16 protein-coding genes are annotated in these 14,623 nt (G+C 66.9%); 4 read left to right on the top strand and 12 right to left on the bottom strand.

Features of this window, described 5'->3' with window-relative positions; translation table 11 throughout:
- The first annotated feature begins 164 nt into the window (after window positions 1-164).
- Window positions 165-1,151, top strand: a complete 987-nt coding sequence (gene pip, locus ACGFNJ_RS26620; protein ID WP_393453539.1) for a prolyl aminopeptidase — start codon at window positions 165-167, stop codon at window positions 1,149-1,151.
- Here pip and ACGFNJ_RS26615 read toward each other — a convergent pair.
- The 11 genes from ACGFNJ_RS26615 to ACGFNJ_RS26565 are packed head-to-tail and all read right to left on the bottom strand — an operon-like array spanning window position 1,148 to window position 10,892.
- Complete coding sequence (locus ACGFNJ_RS26615) at window positions 1,148-1,759, bottom strand: TetR/AcrR family transcriptional regulator (protein ID WP_393453536.1); 612 nt, start codon at window positions 1,757-1,759, stop codon at window positions 1,148-1,150. The genes pip and ACGFNJ_RS26615 overlap by 4 nt on opposite strands.
- Window positions 1,756-2,430, bottom strand: a complete 675-nt coding sequence (locus tag ACGFNJ_RS26610; RefSeq protein ID WP_393453533.1) for a TetR/AcrR family transcriptional regulator — start codon at window positions 2,428-2,430, stop codon at window positions 1,756-1,758. The genes ACGFNJ_RS26615 and ACGFNJ_RS26610 overlap by 4 nt, the downstream gene beginning before the upstream one ends.
- A 53-nt stretch (window positions 2,431-2,483) precedes the next feature.
- Window positions 2,484-3,071, bottom strand: coding sequence for a hypothetical protein (locus tag ACGFNJ_RS26605; protein ID WP_393453530.1), 588 nt, complete (start codon window positions 3,069-3,071; stop codon window positions 2,484-2,486).
- 15 nt (window positions 3,072-3,086) lie between these two features.
- A complete protein-coding gene (locus ACGFNJ_RS26600) occupies window positions 3,087-4,031 on the bottom strand; it encodes an MlaD family protein (RefSeq protein ID WP_393453527.1) in 945 nt (314 codons plus the stop codon).
- Window positions 4,028-5,047 carry an MlaD family protein gene (locus ACGFNJ_RS26595; protein ID WP_393453524.1) on the bottom strand — a complete coding sequence of 340 codons (1,020 nt, stop codon included), beginning with the start codon at window positions 5,045-5,047 and terminating at the stop codon, window positions 4,028-4,030. The genes ACGFNJ_RS26600 and ACGFNJ_RS26595 overlap by 4 nt, the downstream gene beginning before the upstream one ends.
- Complete coding sequence (locus tag ACGFNJ_RS26590; RefSeq protein ID WP_393454182.1) at window positions 5,044-6,099, bottom strand: MCE family protein; 1,056 nt, start codon at window positions 6,097-6,099, stop codon at window positions 5,044-5,046. The genes ACGFNJ_RS26595 and ACGFNJ_RS26590 overlap by 4 nt, the downstream gene beginning before the upstream one ends.
- Window positions 6,099-7,145, bottom strand: coding sequence for an MlaD family protein (locus ACGFNJ_RS26585; protein ID WP_393453520.1), 1,047 nt, complete (start codon window positions 7,143-7,145; stop codon window positions 6,099-6,101). The genes ACGFNJ_RS26590 and ACGFNJ_RS26585 overlap by 1 nt, the downstream gene beginning before the upstream one ends.
- Window positions 7,142-8,149 (bottom strand): MlaD family protein, encoded by a 1,008-nt coding sequence (locus tag ACGFNJ_RS26580; RefSeq protein WP_393453517.1) that lies wholly within the window; start codon window positions 8,147-8,149, stop codon window positions 7,142-7,144. Before ACGFNJ_RS26580 ends, ACGFNJ_RS26585 begins: the two co-directional genes overlap by 4 nt.
- Window positions 8,146-9,186, bottom strand: a complete 1,041-nt coding sequence (locus ACGFNJ_RS26575) for an MlaD family protein (protein ID WP_393453514.1) — start codon at window positions 9,184-9,186, stop codon at window positions 8,146-8,148. Before ACGFNJ_RS26575 ends, ACGFNJ_RS26580 begins: the two co-directional genes overlap by 4 nt.
- Before the next feature lie 3 nt (window positions 9,187-9,189).
- Window positions 9,190-10,059: an MlaE family ABC transporter permease gene (locus ACGFNJ_RS26570; protein ID WP_393453511.1), complete on the bottom strand. Its 870-nt coding sequence runs from the start codon at window positions 10,057-10,059 to the stop codon at window positions 9,190-9,192.
- Window positions 10,059-10,892, bottom strand: a complete 834-nt coding sequence (locus tag ACGFNJ_RS26565; protein WP_393453508.1) for an MlaE family ABC transporter permease — start codon at window positions 10,890-10,892, stop codon at window positions 10,059-10,061. Before ACGFNJ_RS26565 ends, ACGFNJ_RS26570 begins: the two co-directional genes overlap by 1 nt.
- A gap of 209 nt (window positions 10,893-11,101) precedes the next feature.
- Between ACGFNJ_RS26565 and ACGFNJ_RS26560 the strand changes: the two genes are divergently transcribed.
- The 3 genes from ACGFNJ_RS26560 to ACGFNJ_RS26550 all read left to right on the top strand — a co-directional run bounded on the left by ACGFNJ_RS26560 (window position 11,102) and on the right by ACGFNJ_RS26550 (window position 13,795).
- Window positions 11,102-12,013 carry a 2-hydroxyacid dehydrogenase gene (locus tag ACGFNJ_RS26560; protein ID WP_393453505.1) on the top strand — a complete coding sequence of 304 codons (912 nt, stop codon included), beginning with the start codon at window positions 11,102-11,104 and terminating at the stop codon, window positions 12,011-12,013.
- Between the two features lie 120 nt (window positions 12,014-12,133).
- Entirely contained in the window at window positions 12,134-12,331 is a 198-nt protein-coding gene (locus tag ACGFNJ_RS26555; RefSeq protein WP_393453502.1) for a hypothetical protein, read from the top strand.
- A 9-nt stretch (window positions 12,332-12,340) separates the two neighbouring features.
- Window positions 12,341-13,795, top strand: coding sequence for an SPFH domain-containing protein (locus ACGFNJ_RS26550; RefSeq protein ID WP_393453499.1), 1,455 nt, complete (start codon window positions 12,341-12,343; stop codon window positions 13,793-13,795).
- 6 nt (window positions 13,796-13,801) lie between these two features.
- On the opposite strand, the gene ACGFNJ_RS26545 is transcribed toward ACGFNJ_RS26550, so the two are convergent.
- Window positions 13,802-14,623 (bottom strand): transporter substrate-binding domain-containing protein, encoded by an 822-nt coding sequence (locus ACGFNJ_RS26545; RefSeq protein WP_393453497.1) that lies wholly within the window; start codon window positions 14,621-14,623, stop codon window positions 13,802-13,804.

The raw sequence follows: 14,623 nt of genomic DNA, 5'->3' as shown, positions 1-14,623 counted from the left end.
TTCACACCCCTTCTGCGGATCCGCACCCGCTGCGGGTGCCCAGAAACGGTGCGGATCCCGAGAATCAGTGCGGATCCGGTGGGCGGCTAGGGTGAGTGTCGAGGCGCCGGTTCATCCGCTGGATCGGTGGCGGCGGACCGTTCACCGAGACCGGGAGATCTCCGATGAGCACTACCAATTCCGAAACTGCTGTCGTCGAACCGTTTCCGCCGATCGAGCCCTACGACAAGGGCCTGCTCGACGTCGGCGACGGCAACCAGATCTATTGGGAGACCAGCGGCAACCCGGCGGGCAAGCCGGCACTCGTCGTGCACGGCGGTCCGGGCAGCGGCGGAACGCGCGGGGCGCGTAAGACTTTCGATCCCGCGATCTATCGGATCGTGCTGTTCGATCAGCGCGGCTGCGGCGAGAGCCTGCCGCACGCGTCGGATCCGGCGGTCGACCTGTCCTGCAACACCACCGAGCATCTCATCGCCGACATGGAGCGGCTGCGTACCCATCTCGGCATCGACAAGTGGCTGCTGTACGGCGGTTCTTGGGGGTCGACGCTGATCCTCGCCTATGCCGAACGGTTTCCCGAGCGGGTCTCCGAGATCGTGCTGGTCGGCGTCACGATGACGACGCTGGAGGAGACCGACTGGCTCTACAACGGCGTCGCCCGTTTCCTGCCGGAGCAGTGGGAGGCGTTTCGTGACGCACTGCCACCGGACGAGCGCGACGGCGATATCGTCCTCGCCTACAGCCGGGCGATCAACAGCCCGGACCCAGCGACCAGGACGGCGCTCATGCGCGCGTGGTGTGCCTGGGAGGACGCCGTCATCTCCCACGAATCTCTCGGCAGCCCAGGCCAATACAGCGCCAAGGACGATGCGGCCATGCTCGCGTTCGTCCGGATCTGCTCGCACTTCTTCGCCAACGCGGCCTGGCTCGCCGAGGACCAACTGCTCGACAACGCGGACAAGCTGGCAGGCATCCCCGGCGTCTTGATCCATGGCCGCCTCGATCTCAGCTCTCCGCTGTCCACCGCATGGGAGCTCATCAAGGCGTGGCCCGACGCCGAACTCCAGGTCATCGACGATTCCGGCCATACCGGCAGCCCGCAGATGCGTACGGCGGTCCTCGAAGCCGTCGCCCGCTTCGGCCACCGCTAGGGCTGGAGCGACGCGCGGACGAAACCGACCACGGCAGTGCGCACCCGGTCCTGGTCGAGGCCGTTGGCGTCCTTGCGAATCGCGGACAGGGTGGCGGACAACAGGACTGAGAGCAGCACCTCGCCGGTGAGCCTCGGGTCGAGAGTGGGATCTATGTACCCGAGGGCAATGCCCTTCTTGATCCGATTTGTGGCCTCGTCGCTGTAGACGCGCAGGTTCTCGATCGAACGCTCGGTGACACGGTCGTCGATCGACGTCGCCTCGATCAGCAGGAACGTCACCAAACCCGGTTCGTCCTCGACCAATTCGTAGCACTGATCGACGATCCGGCCGACGAGTGCACAGAATTCGTCGAGGGACTGCGGGCGCTGGCCTGCCATGACGCGGCCGAAGACCCGGTCGCGAATCAGCGCGAAATAGTGGTCGATGACGGCGTCGAGAATGTCGCGCTTGTTGTCGAAATAGTTGTAGAACGTGCCGTGGCTGACGCCTGCGCGGGCGACGATATCGGCGACGACGACAGACCGGTACCCCTTGTCGACGAACAGCTCGTAGGCCGAGAAGACCAGTTCCGCACGACGTTTCACACTGCGATCGGCCGCGCTCATCGCGCTGCTCCCGCCGCGGCGGGATCGCGTGGCCGCAACGCCTTTTCGAGGATCGTGAGCACTCCGGTGGCGGTCTGTTCGCGCTCCCGCGCCGAGTTTTCGCCGCGGATCTCCCGCAGCACTCCCGGCACCACCATCGCGAGCACCGCGTGCGCAATGACGTCGGAGTCGATGTCGGCGCGCAGCCAGCCCTCCTCGCTGCCGCGCCGAAGCTCGTGCGCCACAAAAGCACTCACGAGCAGTTCCATGCCGACCAGGCGATCGCTCAACTCCCGGTCGATCGCGCTCGCCTCCACATGGACCAGACGCAGGAACTCCGGCTCCTGCTCGAGCAACGCGTACAACCGGACGGTCGCCGCCCGGATCGCGGCAAGCAGCTCGGCAACCGAGGACGGGCGGCTGATCAAGGTGTGCGGCTCGAGCGCCGTGATGAGCTTCGCGGCACCGAAATCGACGACATGGTCCAGGATTTCGCGCTTGCTTGCGAAATACCGATACACCGTGCCCTGCCCGATGCCCGCATGCGCCGCCACATCGGCGATCGCCGTCGCCTCGTAGCCGCGCTCGACGAACACCGCGTAAGCCGACTCGATGATCTGCTGTCTGCGCCGTTCCGGCAGCCCTTCGAGCGGCGGCCTGCCGCGACGCGGCGCGCGGGGCTGGTCCGGCACGGCACTCCCTCTCGACACCGGGGCAAATAGCTCGTCAGCCTACCAACGCGCCATCACCGTCCAGGTGCCTCGCCCTTCGGGCCGTAGTCCGCGACCTGCCAACCGTCGCCGTGCTTCGCGACCGTCACCACCAGGATGTTCGGCACCGTCGCCGGATTCGGCTGCTGGATGTTCTGCGTCTTCTGGGTCGCGAACACGGTGACCGAATACTGGTCGTTGCCTTGCGCTTCCACCGTGGTGCCGAGCACCTGGCCGGTGGCGACCACCTGGGCCTCGGTCATGATCTTCGCCAAGGTGTCGTGCACCTCGTCGTAGCGCTTGCGCAGTGCGTCGGAAGCGTCGCGCTGCACACCGTCGAAGAAGGCGGGCAGGTTCTTGTGGTCGTAGGTCAGCGAGCGCGTCGTATAGTCCTTGGCCACCTCTGCGGCCTTGTCCCGGTCGGCGTTCTGCTGCCGCAGTGCGGCGAGATCGTCGGAGCTGGACTGCCAGGACAGGCCGAGTGCGATGGCGAGCACGGTCAGCAGCACCGCGATACCGCCGAACACGTATTCGAGCCCGCTGCGCCCGACTCCCGGCTCCTTCGTTGTGCCGGTCTCGGTTTCGCTCTGCGGCACCGGCTCGGCCACGGATTCGGTGGTCATGATGTCCTCGACTCTCTACTGGGGAACGGCGAGCGTGATGCGGGCGGTCCCGCTCTCCGGGAAGGTGGCCGACAGCAGGTCGATGATCGAACCCGCGTCCACCCGAACAGGTTTCAACGCACTGGTGGCGGGCTTCAGCACGGTGGCGATGTGCGAGAGGTCAGGGCCGAGCAGCGAGATGTACTGATCGATCTTCTGCACCAGCGGCCCGAGCGGCTCGTCCCAGACATGTTCGCCCGCATAGGAATAGCCCTGGAATCCTTCGATCAGGTGCACCACATCGGGCAATACGTTGGTGAAATCATCGGCCCAGTCACCGATTACCGGCCCGTACCCGTCGAAGTTCTCGCCGAGCTGCTGCCCGTTCACGTACAACCGGGTGATCGCGTCCCGCTTGTCGTGCAGCAGCTGGGCCGTCATGGTCAGCGTGTGGGTGAGGTTGGCGATCTCCTGCTCCCGCCCGGCATACCCCTGCGACAGGATGGCGGCGAGCTTCTCGATCTTCACCGGATCTATCTGGGAATTCAGCACATCCAGCTTGGCAAGCGCCTCGCTGACCGTGGTCGCGATCCGCACCTGGTGTGCCGGGACGACGCTGCCGTCGGCGAGATACGGACCCGCGGTGGTGGTCGGCCGGAAGTCGATGAACTGCTCGCCCGCCGCCGACAGGTTGCTGATGTACAGCTCACTACCCAGCGGGACCTGGTATTTCGCGTCCAGCTCGATCCGGACCGCGAGTCCGGTGCCGGTGGCGGTGATGGCGCGCACCTTCCCGATGCGCATGCCGCGCAGATCGACCTGCGAGGTCGGCATCAGCCCACCGGACGAATCCATCAGCACGGTAACGGTATTCGTGCTGCGGCGCGGGTCGATGTCGAGCACCCCGACCGCCAGGTACGCCGCGCACACCACCGTCATCACCAGGAGCAGCGCCAGCGAGACCGGACCGGAGAGCTTCATCGGACCATTCCTATCGACCGCAGCACCTGGATCATCTGGTCCGAGCGGGCCGCCGCGTCGGTGGCGACGACCTCCGGTGTCACCCGCTGCACCCGGATGTTCGGCGGCGCACTGAAAAACGGGATCAGCTTCTCGCGCAGCAGCCGGTTCATGGTGTCGACGTTCATCGGGATCGTGCTGTCGGATCGCGCGATGGTCAGCGCCGCCGGGGTGAGGATGCTGATGATGTCGTGGATGTCGCCGCGGATCGGCAACGCGAGATCGCCGACATACCTGGCCAATTCGCCGCCGTCGATGATCAGCTGGACCAGTCCGAACAGCACGTCGGACAGGCCCTCGGCGCGGCCCGGCCCGAGCGTGAGGGTGCGGTCGACGTTGGCCTTGTTGGCCTCCAGCGTGGTCGAAACGCTGGCCGCGGACGCCAGGATCCGATCCAGCTCGGCGCCGTGCGTCGACAGGTCGTGCAGCGCGTTGCGCCCGCCGGTCAGGATGCGGTCGAGGTCTTTCGGGTCGGTCGGGAAGGCCGCGTTGACGCTGGCGATGAGCTCCTGGAGCTCGCCGAAGCGCCCGCCGGTGACGATGTTCGACAGTGCGCGCAGGATGTCTTCCACGTTGGCCGCAGGCACGGTGTGCGCGCGGGTGATGACGTCGCCGTTCACCAGGAACGGTGGTCCTGCGTCGGGCGGCGCCTGCAGCGCGATGTGAATATCGCCGAGGATCGTGCTCTGCCGCAGCTCGGCGGTGGTCGACTTCGGCAGCCGCACATCGGATTTCAGATCGACGGTGGCGACGGCGGTGTCACCGACCAGCTCGATCCGGTCGAGCATGCCGACCTCGACGCCCTCGGCGATGACCTTCGCGCGGTCGGGCAGGTTGAGCACCGAACCGAATTCGATCCTGACCGAGAAGGTGTCCCCTGCTAGATACGTCCCTGGAATGGGCACGTCCGTCGCGCGCAGGCCGCAGCCGGTCAACAGCAGCGTCAGCGCGGCGAGCACCGGTATCAGCCGCTTCACGGCGCCCCCAGCGAGCCGAGAATCACCTGGACCAGGCCGGGTTGGCTGCCGTCCGCCGCCTCGTAGCGCGGCGGCCGGTAGTTCACCATGGCCGCACCCGTCGCCGGATCGAACACCGAGGCCAGCTTCCCGGACAGCGGCGGCAGCTGCGCGAGCAGATCGACAATGCTGCCCGCCAGCACGGCGTACCGGTGGACTTCCGGGATGATCCGGTCCAGGAACTCGAAGGACTGGTGGTCGTACTTGCCGACATTGCGGGCGATCACCGGCAGGAACTGCAGCGCGAGATCGACCGCTCGCGAGAGTTCGGTGGAGAATCCGTCGACCAGGGCGATGCCGTTCTTCAGGTTGTCGAGCAGCCGCTGCATATCGGGCCAGTTGGTGATGAACATGGTGGTGAGCTCGTCGAGGTTGTCGACGAGCCTGCGCAGCACCACATCCCGATCGGCCGGATCGCCGATCACCTGAGACAGCCGCTGCAGCAGGGAGTTCCACTGCGGGCCCGTGCCGTCCAGCGCCCGCACCGCGCCGCTGATCGTCTGGTCGAGCAGCGCGTCCGTCGGCGCACCCGGTGTCGGCGACTGCTGACCGCCGAGCAGGTCACCGGACAGCCGTCCGAGCGCGTCGAGCGCGTCGCTGATGCCGACCGGCGTCCTGGTGCGCGCCAGCGGAACGCACTGTGCGGTATCGAATTTCGGGCCGCCGGTATAGGTCTTGGTCAGCTCGACATGCCGATCGGTGACGATCGAGCTCGACATGGTCACCGCCTGCACGTCGGCGGGCAGATCGAGCTTCCCGTCGATGCGCATCGTCACCCGCATGCGATCGCCCAGTGCCTCGATGCGCGCGACCGTGCCGACCTCGACGCCGAGCATCGTGACGCTGTTGCCCTCGTAAAGGCCGACGGTGTCGGTGAATTCGGCGCACAGGCGCTGCTTGGCCGGTTGCACTCGGTCCACCACGCTCGCACCACTCACGCCGACCACCACCGCGACCGAGGCGAGCACCGCCGCGACGGCAACGACGACACCCGTTCTGCCCCAGAGCTTCATCAGCACGCCCTCCCCTCGTACGGAATGCACAGCGCCGGACCGCGCACCACGCTGGCGGAGTGGTCGACGGTCACCCCGTCGGGGCCGAGCATGGCCGAGATCTTCCCGATGAAGTCCTTGATCCCCGCGATCACCGTGTCGATCCGGCCCGGATCCTGGACGAGTTTGTTGAACAGCTGCTCGAATTCGGCCACCGACGGCTCGAGCGAGTCGCCGTAGGCCATGACCGGCCGGTGAATGATCACGAACAGCCGTCTCAGCAGCTCGAAGACTTGGACGATCTCCACGCGCCGCTCGCCGAGCACCACCGCGATCGTGCCGAGTTCGCGCACGAAGTCGGCGAGCACCGCGCGATCGGTCGCGATGGCGCCGATGTATTCGTCGGTCACCCGTAGCGCCGAATTCAGTTGTCCGGACCGCTCGGCCAGGACGCCGGTCAGGTCGTTGAAGTTGCCGATGATCGAGCGCACCGCGTCGGGCTGCCCGGCAAGCGCGGCGTTCACCTCGGCGATCGTGCCCCGCAGTGTGGTCGCGTCGACCTTGCTCAACACCGGAGTGGCGAGGTCGATGATGTCGGTCAGCTCGAAGGGTGTGGTGGTGCGTTCGCGCGGAATGTGCTTGCCGCCCAGCGCCTTGTCGCCGCGCGGCAGCAGCGTCAGATAGTGCCCGCCGATCGGTGTCAGCATCTTCACCTCCACCGCCGACTCGGCGCCGACATGCACATCACGGGCCACGCCGAACCGCACCTCGACGTGGTCGCCGACCAACTCCACCGAACGGACTTGGCCGACTTTGATGCCCGCGATCCGCACCTCGTCGCCGACCCGCGCGCCGCCGGAGGTGCGGAAGTCGGCCGTGTACGCCTGCTCCCCGAACGGCACCACGTACAGCACCGCGGCCGCAAGCAAACCGAGCACACTCACCAGCACCCCGGCTATCCCCCAGCGCAATTGGCGCCACGGCTCGGCTCGTGCGGCCCGTAGCTCTTTGAGCTCGGTGAACAGCCGGCCGGGCAACCCGATCAATTGTTGTGTCGCGCCGGTCATTTGCACACCACCAGCTTCTGATTGCCGAGGACGACGGTGCCGATGCCGGGAATCCCGAGCTCACCGTCCGCGCATGAGTACGTCTTGGCCACCCCGCTGGCCGGAACGTTCTGATTGAGCCCCGAGATCAACGACGGCACCAGCGCGAGGATTTCGACCAGCTGATCGGTCTGCGGCAGCACCCTGCGCAGCAGGCCGTCCAACGGCAGGTAGCTGTCGTCGTAGGCGGCCCGCAGCTCGTCCAGCAGCGGAACGAGCGGCACCATGGTGCGATTGGCCTGTTCGATGGCGGTGATGATGGTCGCGGTCCGGCTGCCGAACTGGCTGAGCACCCCGTTGAGCTGCTGGACGAGAGCGCCGACCGCCGCGGACTTTCCGCTGATCGATCGGGATATCTCGCCGAGGTTGTGGATCAGCAGCACCACCACCGCCTCGCTGCTCTTGGCGTGCTTGGTCAGCCGGTCGAGATCGGCGAGCGCGGGGGCGATGCCACTGCCGTCGCCTTGCAGCACTCGCAGGATGTTCGTGCCGAACTGGTTGAGCTGCGCGGTGTCCAGCGTCTCGAACAACGGCTTGAAGCCGTTGAAAAGCTTGGACACATCGAAACTCGGAATGGTGCGGCCCACCGGAATGGTGGCGCCCGCCGCGAGCCGGACGCCGCCGGGCCGCCCGGCCATCAGCTCGATATAGCGCTGCCCGATCAGATCCTGGTATCGCACTGCGGCTTCGGTGGTGTCGTAGAGCGGGCGCTGGCGATCGACGGTGAACCGGACCCGCGCGTTCGTCCCGTCCAGCGAGACCGCGTCGACCTTCCCGACCGCAACGCCCGACATCCGCACCACATCACCCTGGTAGAGCCCCGAAACATCGGTGAAGACAGCGTCATAGGACACCTTGTCCTCCGGCACCGGCGTATTCAGCGCGGCCACCACGAAAGCCGAGCACACCGCAACGATCGCGACGAAGACGGCGAGCTTGATACCAGAGGCGGTCACGCTGTTCATCGCGGCATCCCCTGCCCGGACGCGATGATCGAATCCGCAAGGTAGGGCATGTTCTTCACGATCACCTCCAGCTGGAGCTGCACCCGGCCGTCGATCACCGGAAACGCACTGTCGATACGGGCAAGCAGCGCGGGCAGCCGGTTGTACGCGGGCGCAACGGTGCCGATGGATGCGCTGATCGGCACCACCAGATCCAGTACGCCGCCGATGATCACGGCCAGATCCGGGTTGTCCCTGCGCAGCAGATCGGCGACCGGCAGCAGCAGCGCGGTGTCCAGGGTGGACAGCGAATGCTTTGTCCGCTCCCGGTTCTCGGCGGTGCCGAAGTAGGCGCTGTTGTCCAGCACCCCGAGGATCACATCGACCACCGGCGGCGTCGTCTGCGCGACGCCGGTGCTGACGTCGGCCCCGATATCCAGGTAATGGCCAAGTGACGCACGCTGATTCGTGGCGAGCACCCGCGCGGTGGCGAAGAACGACTGCACGGCGGGCCCGAGCGCCGCGGTGTTGTCGAGCAGCAGGTCGAACAGCGCGCGCACGGTCTCCGAATCGAGCACCTGGGTCAACCGCGCCGCCCTGCGGAACACGCTCGACACCGTGGCATTGCTCGCGTTGGCGCCGATGAACAGGGTGGTGTTCTCCGGCAGCCGACCACCCTTGCCGGTGTTCACCAATTCGATGGCGCTGGAACCGAAGATGTTCGACGAGGTGAATCGCGCCGACACATCGTCGGTGAGCGCGCCTGCCTGCGTGCGGTCCAATTCCAGTTCGATGCGCTGATGCCCGTAGCCGACCGTGTCGACCTTGCGCACGGTGCCGATCGCGAAGCCACGGAACTTCACCTCGGCTCCCGGCGTGAGACCCTCGCCGAGAGTGGCCGCGTCGATGGTGAGCCGGAACCGGTCCGCGAACTTCCCCTGGGCGTACTGCGTGGTGAACACCGCAACCACCAGAATGATGATGGCCACAATCAGCCCGCGCAGTCGCAGCAGCCACTGCCCGGCCGAACGCCCTGAATGGTCAACGAAAATCGGCACGCGTCACCCCGAGATCTTGATTCCGACATCGAGGCCCCAGAAGACGATCGTCATGATCATGTCCGCGATCACCACCAGGACCAGGCTCGCGCGGATCGCCCGCCCCGACGCCCTGCCGACCCCTTCCGGCCCGCCGGTCGCGTAAAAGCCTTGGTAGCCGTGGATCAGGATGATCATGACCACGAAGACCGTCGCTTTGAGCAGCGAGGCGAGCACGTCGCCGGGTTGCAGGAAGGCATCGAAGTAGTGGTAGTAGGTGCCCGAGGACTGGCCGTGCAGCACGTTCACGACCACCGCGCAGGAGAGATAGCTGAGGATCAGCGTGAGCAGGTAGAGCGGGACAATAGTGATCATGCCCGCGATCACCCTGGTGGTCACCACGAACGGAACCGGGCGGATGCCAATGGCTTCCAGTGCGTCGATCTCCTCGGAGATGCGCATCGCACCGATCTCCGCGGTCATCCGGCAGCCTGCCTGGGCCGCGAAACCGATCGCGGCGACCATCGGCGCCATCTCCCTGGTGTTCGCGTAGGCGGAGACGAACCCGGTGAGCGGGCCCATGCCGACCATGTTCAGTGCGGTGAATCCTTCGACACCGATCGAGCCGCCGACCGCGACGCCGAGGAAGATCAGCACCGCCACCGTGCCGCCGCCGACGATGAGATTGCCGCTGCCCCAGGTGATATCGGTGAGCGTGAGCATGGTCTGGCGCCGATAAGAGCGGAGGGTGTGCGGCACCGCAGCGAGCACCTGGATGACGAAAGTCAGCTGGTGGCCGAGTGATTCGAAGAGGGTCAGCGGACCACGCGCGCCGCGTTCGGCGACCCGGCCTGCCTTGCCGAACGGGTAGTACTTGGCGGGAACCTCGGTCATCAGCCCACCTTTTGCGGCAGGAACATCGAAACGAGCTGAGTGATCACCAGATTCACGCCGAACGCCGCGATCACCCCGATCACCACGGCCGCGTTCACCGCATTCGCGACACCCTTCGGTCCGTGCGCCGCCTCCAGTCCGCGCTGGCAGGCGACGATCAGCACGATCACCCCGAAGATGACCGACTTCACGATCGCCACCCCGAGATCGGCCATCGTCGCGAAGGCAGCGAACGAGGACAGATAGCTGCCCGGCGTCACCCCTTGGAACCCGACCGCGACCACATATCCGGTGAAGACCCCCATGAAGATGACGAGCAGACACAGCAGCGGCGTCAGCACGAGCATGGCCGCGAGCCGCGGTGCGACCAGTCGCCGCACCGGGTCAATGCCCATGGTGCGCAACGCATCCACTTCCTCGCGGATGGTGCGCGCCCCCAGGTCCGACGCGATCGCCGAGCCTGCCGCGCCGCCGAGCAGCAGCGCGGTCACCATCGGCGCGCCCTGCCGGATGACACCGAGCCCGCCCGCCGCGCCCGCCACCGAGGTCGCGCCGACCTGCTGGGTCAGGCTGCCGACCTGGACGGACACGATGACGCCGAACGGAATCGCCACCAGCACAGCGGGAATCGCGGTGACGCTGACGATGAACCAGCCCTGCTGCACGGTGTCGCGCCAAGGATGGCGCAGCTTGACGATGTCGGTGACCAGGTAGCCGAACGCGGCGATCGCGAGCTGCAGGGTTCGCCCGAAGGTTCGCAGACTGTTGAGGACCAGATCGAATCCCCACCGCGCCACCGGCTCGGACACCCGTGCGACCTTGTCGACGACCACCGCAACCTCGTTTCCACCGGCTCCACCCCCGGCTGGGGCCCAAATTTAGCCGACTGATACGTCACTCTGCGGCAGATTCGAAGTAAATCATCGCACTGACTGAGACAGCTGTGGCGAGAACCGGAAAATGCGTCCGGAGAGTCCGATTCGCCGGAAAATGTCCGACGGAACCCATTGCGCCCGTTGGCAACGCCACTAATCTCACGAGCATGGCGGTTATTGTTCTGGTGCCGGACGACCACGGAGTCACGGCGCTCTCCGGGATCGACGGAGTTCAGCCCCTGCGATACCAGCACGGCGAGCCGTTCCCCGACGGCGCCGAGCAGGCAGAAGTGCTCGTGCCGCAATTCCTCAGTCGTACCGACGGAGTCGATTTGACCCAGCTGCCGAAACTGCGCCTGGTGCAGATGCTCACCGCAGGCGCCGAGGGCTGGGTCGACGAGCTCCCCGACGGCGCGCGCATCTCCACCGGACGTGGCGCGCACGGGGGCAGCTCGGCCGAATGGGTGCTGGCCGTGCTGCTGGCCATCTACCGCGACCTCGGCGGATTCGCCGACGCCCAGCGCGCCAAGGCGTGGGCTCGTCATCAGACCGAAACCCTCGTCGGCAAGCGGATTCTCGTGATCGGCGCGGGCGACCTGGCCGGCGAGCTCGTGCGCAGGCTGACCGGGTTCGAGGTGACCGTCACCCTGGTCGGCACCCAGGCCCGCGACGGCGTGCGTGCCGTCGCCGAATTGCCCGCGCTGCTCGGCGGCCACGACGTCGTTGTCCTGACTGTCCCGGTCACCAGCCGCACCCTCGGCATGGTCGACGCCGACTTCCTCGCCGCCATGGCCGACAACGCCATCCTGGTGAACGTCGCCCGCGGACCGATCGTCGACACCGATGCCCTACTGGCCGAGCTGAAGTCGGGCAGGCTCCGCGCCGCACTCGACGTCACCGACCCGGAGCCGCTACCGCCGGACCACCCCTTGTGGACCGCGCCAGGACTGCTGCTCACCCCGCACGTCGCAGGCAACAGCACCGGCGCCTACGAACGCGGCTGGGCGGTGGCGCGCGCGGAGATCATCCGCTTCGCGGCGGGCGAAGAGCCGAAAAATCTAGTACTGGGCGAATATTGAGCAAACCGGGCGCTGGAGAGCCCGTATCGGTTTCGTAAAAGTCCTTGCGCGACAACAGCCGTCAGAGTCACCGTGAAAGGTCGAACCGCGGCGGTTTCGGAGGTGTCGGTGGCGGCAGACGTGATCGGCAAGATCGCGCGGGTCACCGCGGCGATCCGCCCCGACCATCTCGGCGAGGTCGTGATCGAGGTGCGCGCGGGCACCGAACGGTTCCTGGCGCGCGCCGCCGACGGGGAGACAACCATTCCGAAGCACACCCAGGTTCTCGTGACCGGGAGCCTGGGTGGCCGCACGGTCGAAGTCACTCCCTGGAAATGAAGGTGCATCATGGACGCCCTCCTCGTGGTCGTCATCGGGATCGTCGTTGTCACGCTGGCTGTCGTGGTGACGCTGTTTCGCCTGTCCTGGCGGGTCGCCGAACCCGATGAAGCGCTGATCATTTCGGGCTTCCGCGCCGGCGAAGGGCCATCGGGCGTCGGCGAGAGCATGGGCTTCCGTATCGTCACCGGCCGCGGCTGCCTCATCGCACCCGGCCTGACAAAGGTGCGTCGAATCTCGTTGGAGGCGCACGAAAGCCAGATCACCGTGCCGTGTGTCAGTCAGCAGAAGATCAGCCTGCAGCTGGCAGGTGTCGTGGTGTACAAGGTCGGCGACGACTATCGATCGATCGCCAACGCGGCCCGCCGCTTCCTCGATCGCCCGGCGCAGGAACTCGAGACCAAGGTGCAGAACGTCTTCGTCGGGCACCTGCGCGCGATCGCGGGCTCGATGACGGTCGAGGACATGATCAGCGATCAGGACAAGTTCTCCGAGCAGGTCCGCGACCGATGCTCGCAGGAGATGGAGTCGTTCGGTCTGGTGATCGACAGCTTCCAGATCCAATCGATCGCCAGCGGCTCCAATTACATTGCCAATCTGGCGATTCCGCACCAAGCAGCGGTGGAGCAGAAGGCACGGATCGCCAGGGCCAATGCCGACCGCGAGGCCATCGAGCAGGAGCAGGCCGCGCAGGCGCAGATCGCGCTCGCGGTGCGCGACACCCAAATCAAGAAGGCCGGCTACCAGGCCGAGGTCGACAGTGCCAGCCAGGAAGCCGCACAGCAGGGACCGCTCGCGGAAGCCACCGCGCGCCAGGCGGTCGTCGAGGTCGCAACGCGGGTCTCCGAACTGGAGGCTCGACAGAAGGAACAGCAACTGCAGGTGGAGATCCGCAAGCCCGCCGATGCCGAGGCCTACCGGCAGACCACGCTGGCCACCGCCAGTCGGGACGCCAGGATCAGCCAGGCCGAGGCCGACGCCCAGGAGACCCGGTTGCGCGCGGAAGCCGCTGCGGCACAGACGAAGATGCAGGCTCTCGCCGAGGCGGAATCGATCAAGCTGCGCGCGGCCGCCCAGGCCGAGGCGACCCGGCTGGCAGGCCAAGCCGAAGCCGACGCGATCAAGGCGAAGGGGTTGGCCGAGGCGGACGCGGTCCGCGCCCACATGGCGGCCGAGGCGGCGGGCATCCAGCAGCGCGCCGAGGCGATGAGCCAGAACCAGGAGGCCGTCATCGCCCAGCAGATCGCCGAGAAGCTGCCGCAGATCGTCGCCGCGGCGGCCGCACCGTTCGAACACATCGACAAGTTCACCGTGCTGAACGGCGCGCAGGGCGTCACCTCGGCGCTCGCGGAAATCATTCAGCAGGCCGGGGCGCTCACCACGCTGGCTCGCGAATCCCTGCTGCCCGCAGTGGGTTCGACGGCTGATCGGACCGAGAACGGCCAGGTCGACGTGCCGCGGTAGCGGAACTCAGTTGGCCGACGCGGTGGGTCCGATCCACTGTTCGAACAGGCGGTCCACCGCGCCGGTGGCGAGTTGTGTGGCCAACCATGCGTTGAGGGCGGTCGCGAGCACCGGATCGTCCTTGCGCACCAGCAGCACCTTGGCGAACGAGTCGAAAGGCTTGTCCGGGTGCAGAACTTGCAGATCCGGGTGTTGGCGGACCCGGTAGCGGCCCTCGACCGCGTCGGTGACGAACACGTCGGCGCGGCCTTGTTCGATCTCGTCGAAGATCGTCAGGTTCTCCGGCCACACGGTGAGCTGCGCGGCCGGAAAGTTCTTGCGCGCGAACTCTTCGTTGGTGCCGCCGCGGTTCGCGATCACCCGCACCTCGGGCCGGTTGATCTGCTCGATCGTCGCGTAGTCCGTGCCGCTCTCGCGGCGGGTGATCGGCGTCTTCCCGTCGGTGCCGTAGACGATCGAGAAGTCGGCGAACGCGCGGCGGGCGGGCTGGTCCGAGATGCCGCCGACGGCGATATCACAGTGCAGCGCAGCGAAATCCGTCTTCAGGCCGGCCCACGTCAGCGGCACGAAAACGAGGGGGCGGCGCAGCACGTCGGCGAAGCCGCGCGCCAAGTCGATATCGACGCCGCGGTAAGCACCCGCGCCGTCGGTGACCGAGTACGGCGGGTAGTCCCCCGGCGTGCACACGCGCAGCGCGTTCGCCGGTGCAGGTTCCTGGGCAGCGGCCGGAACGGCTTGCGCCGCAAGGACTGTCCACCCGGCGAGCAGCACGACGCCGAGGCGGCCTTGCCACCCGGCACCGAGTCGGCCGGTCCGTCGCGCGCCCAC

It is taken from the genome of Nocardia sp. NPDC049149 (assembly GCF_043197455.1).
Lineage (GTDB): Bacteria > Actinomycetota > Actinomycetes > Mycobacteriales > Mycobacteriaceae > Nocardia.
Note: the sequence above shows the minus strand (reverse complement) of the source record. Positions and strands in the feature narration are given on the sequence as shown.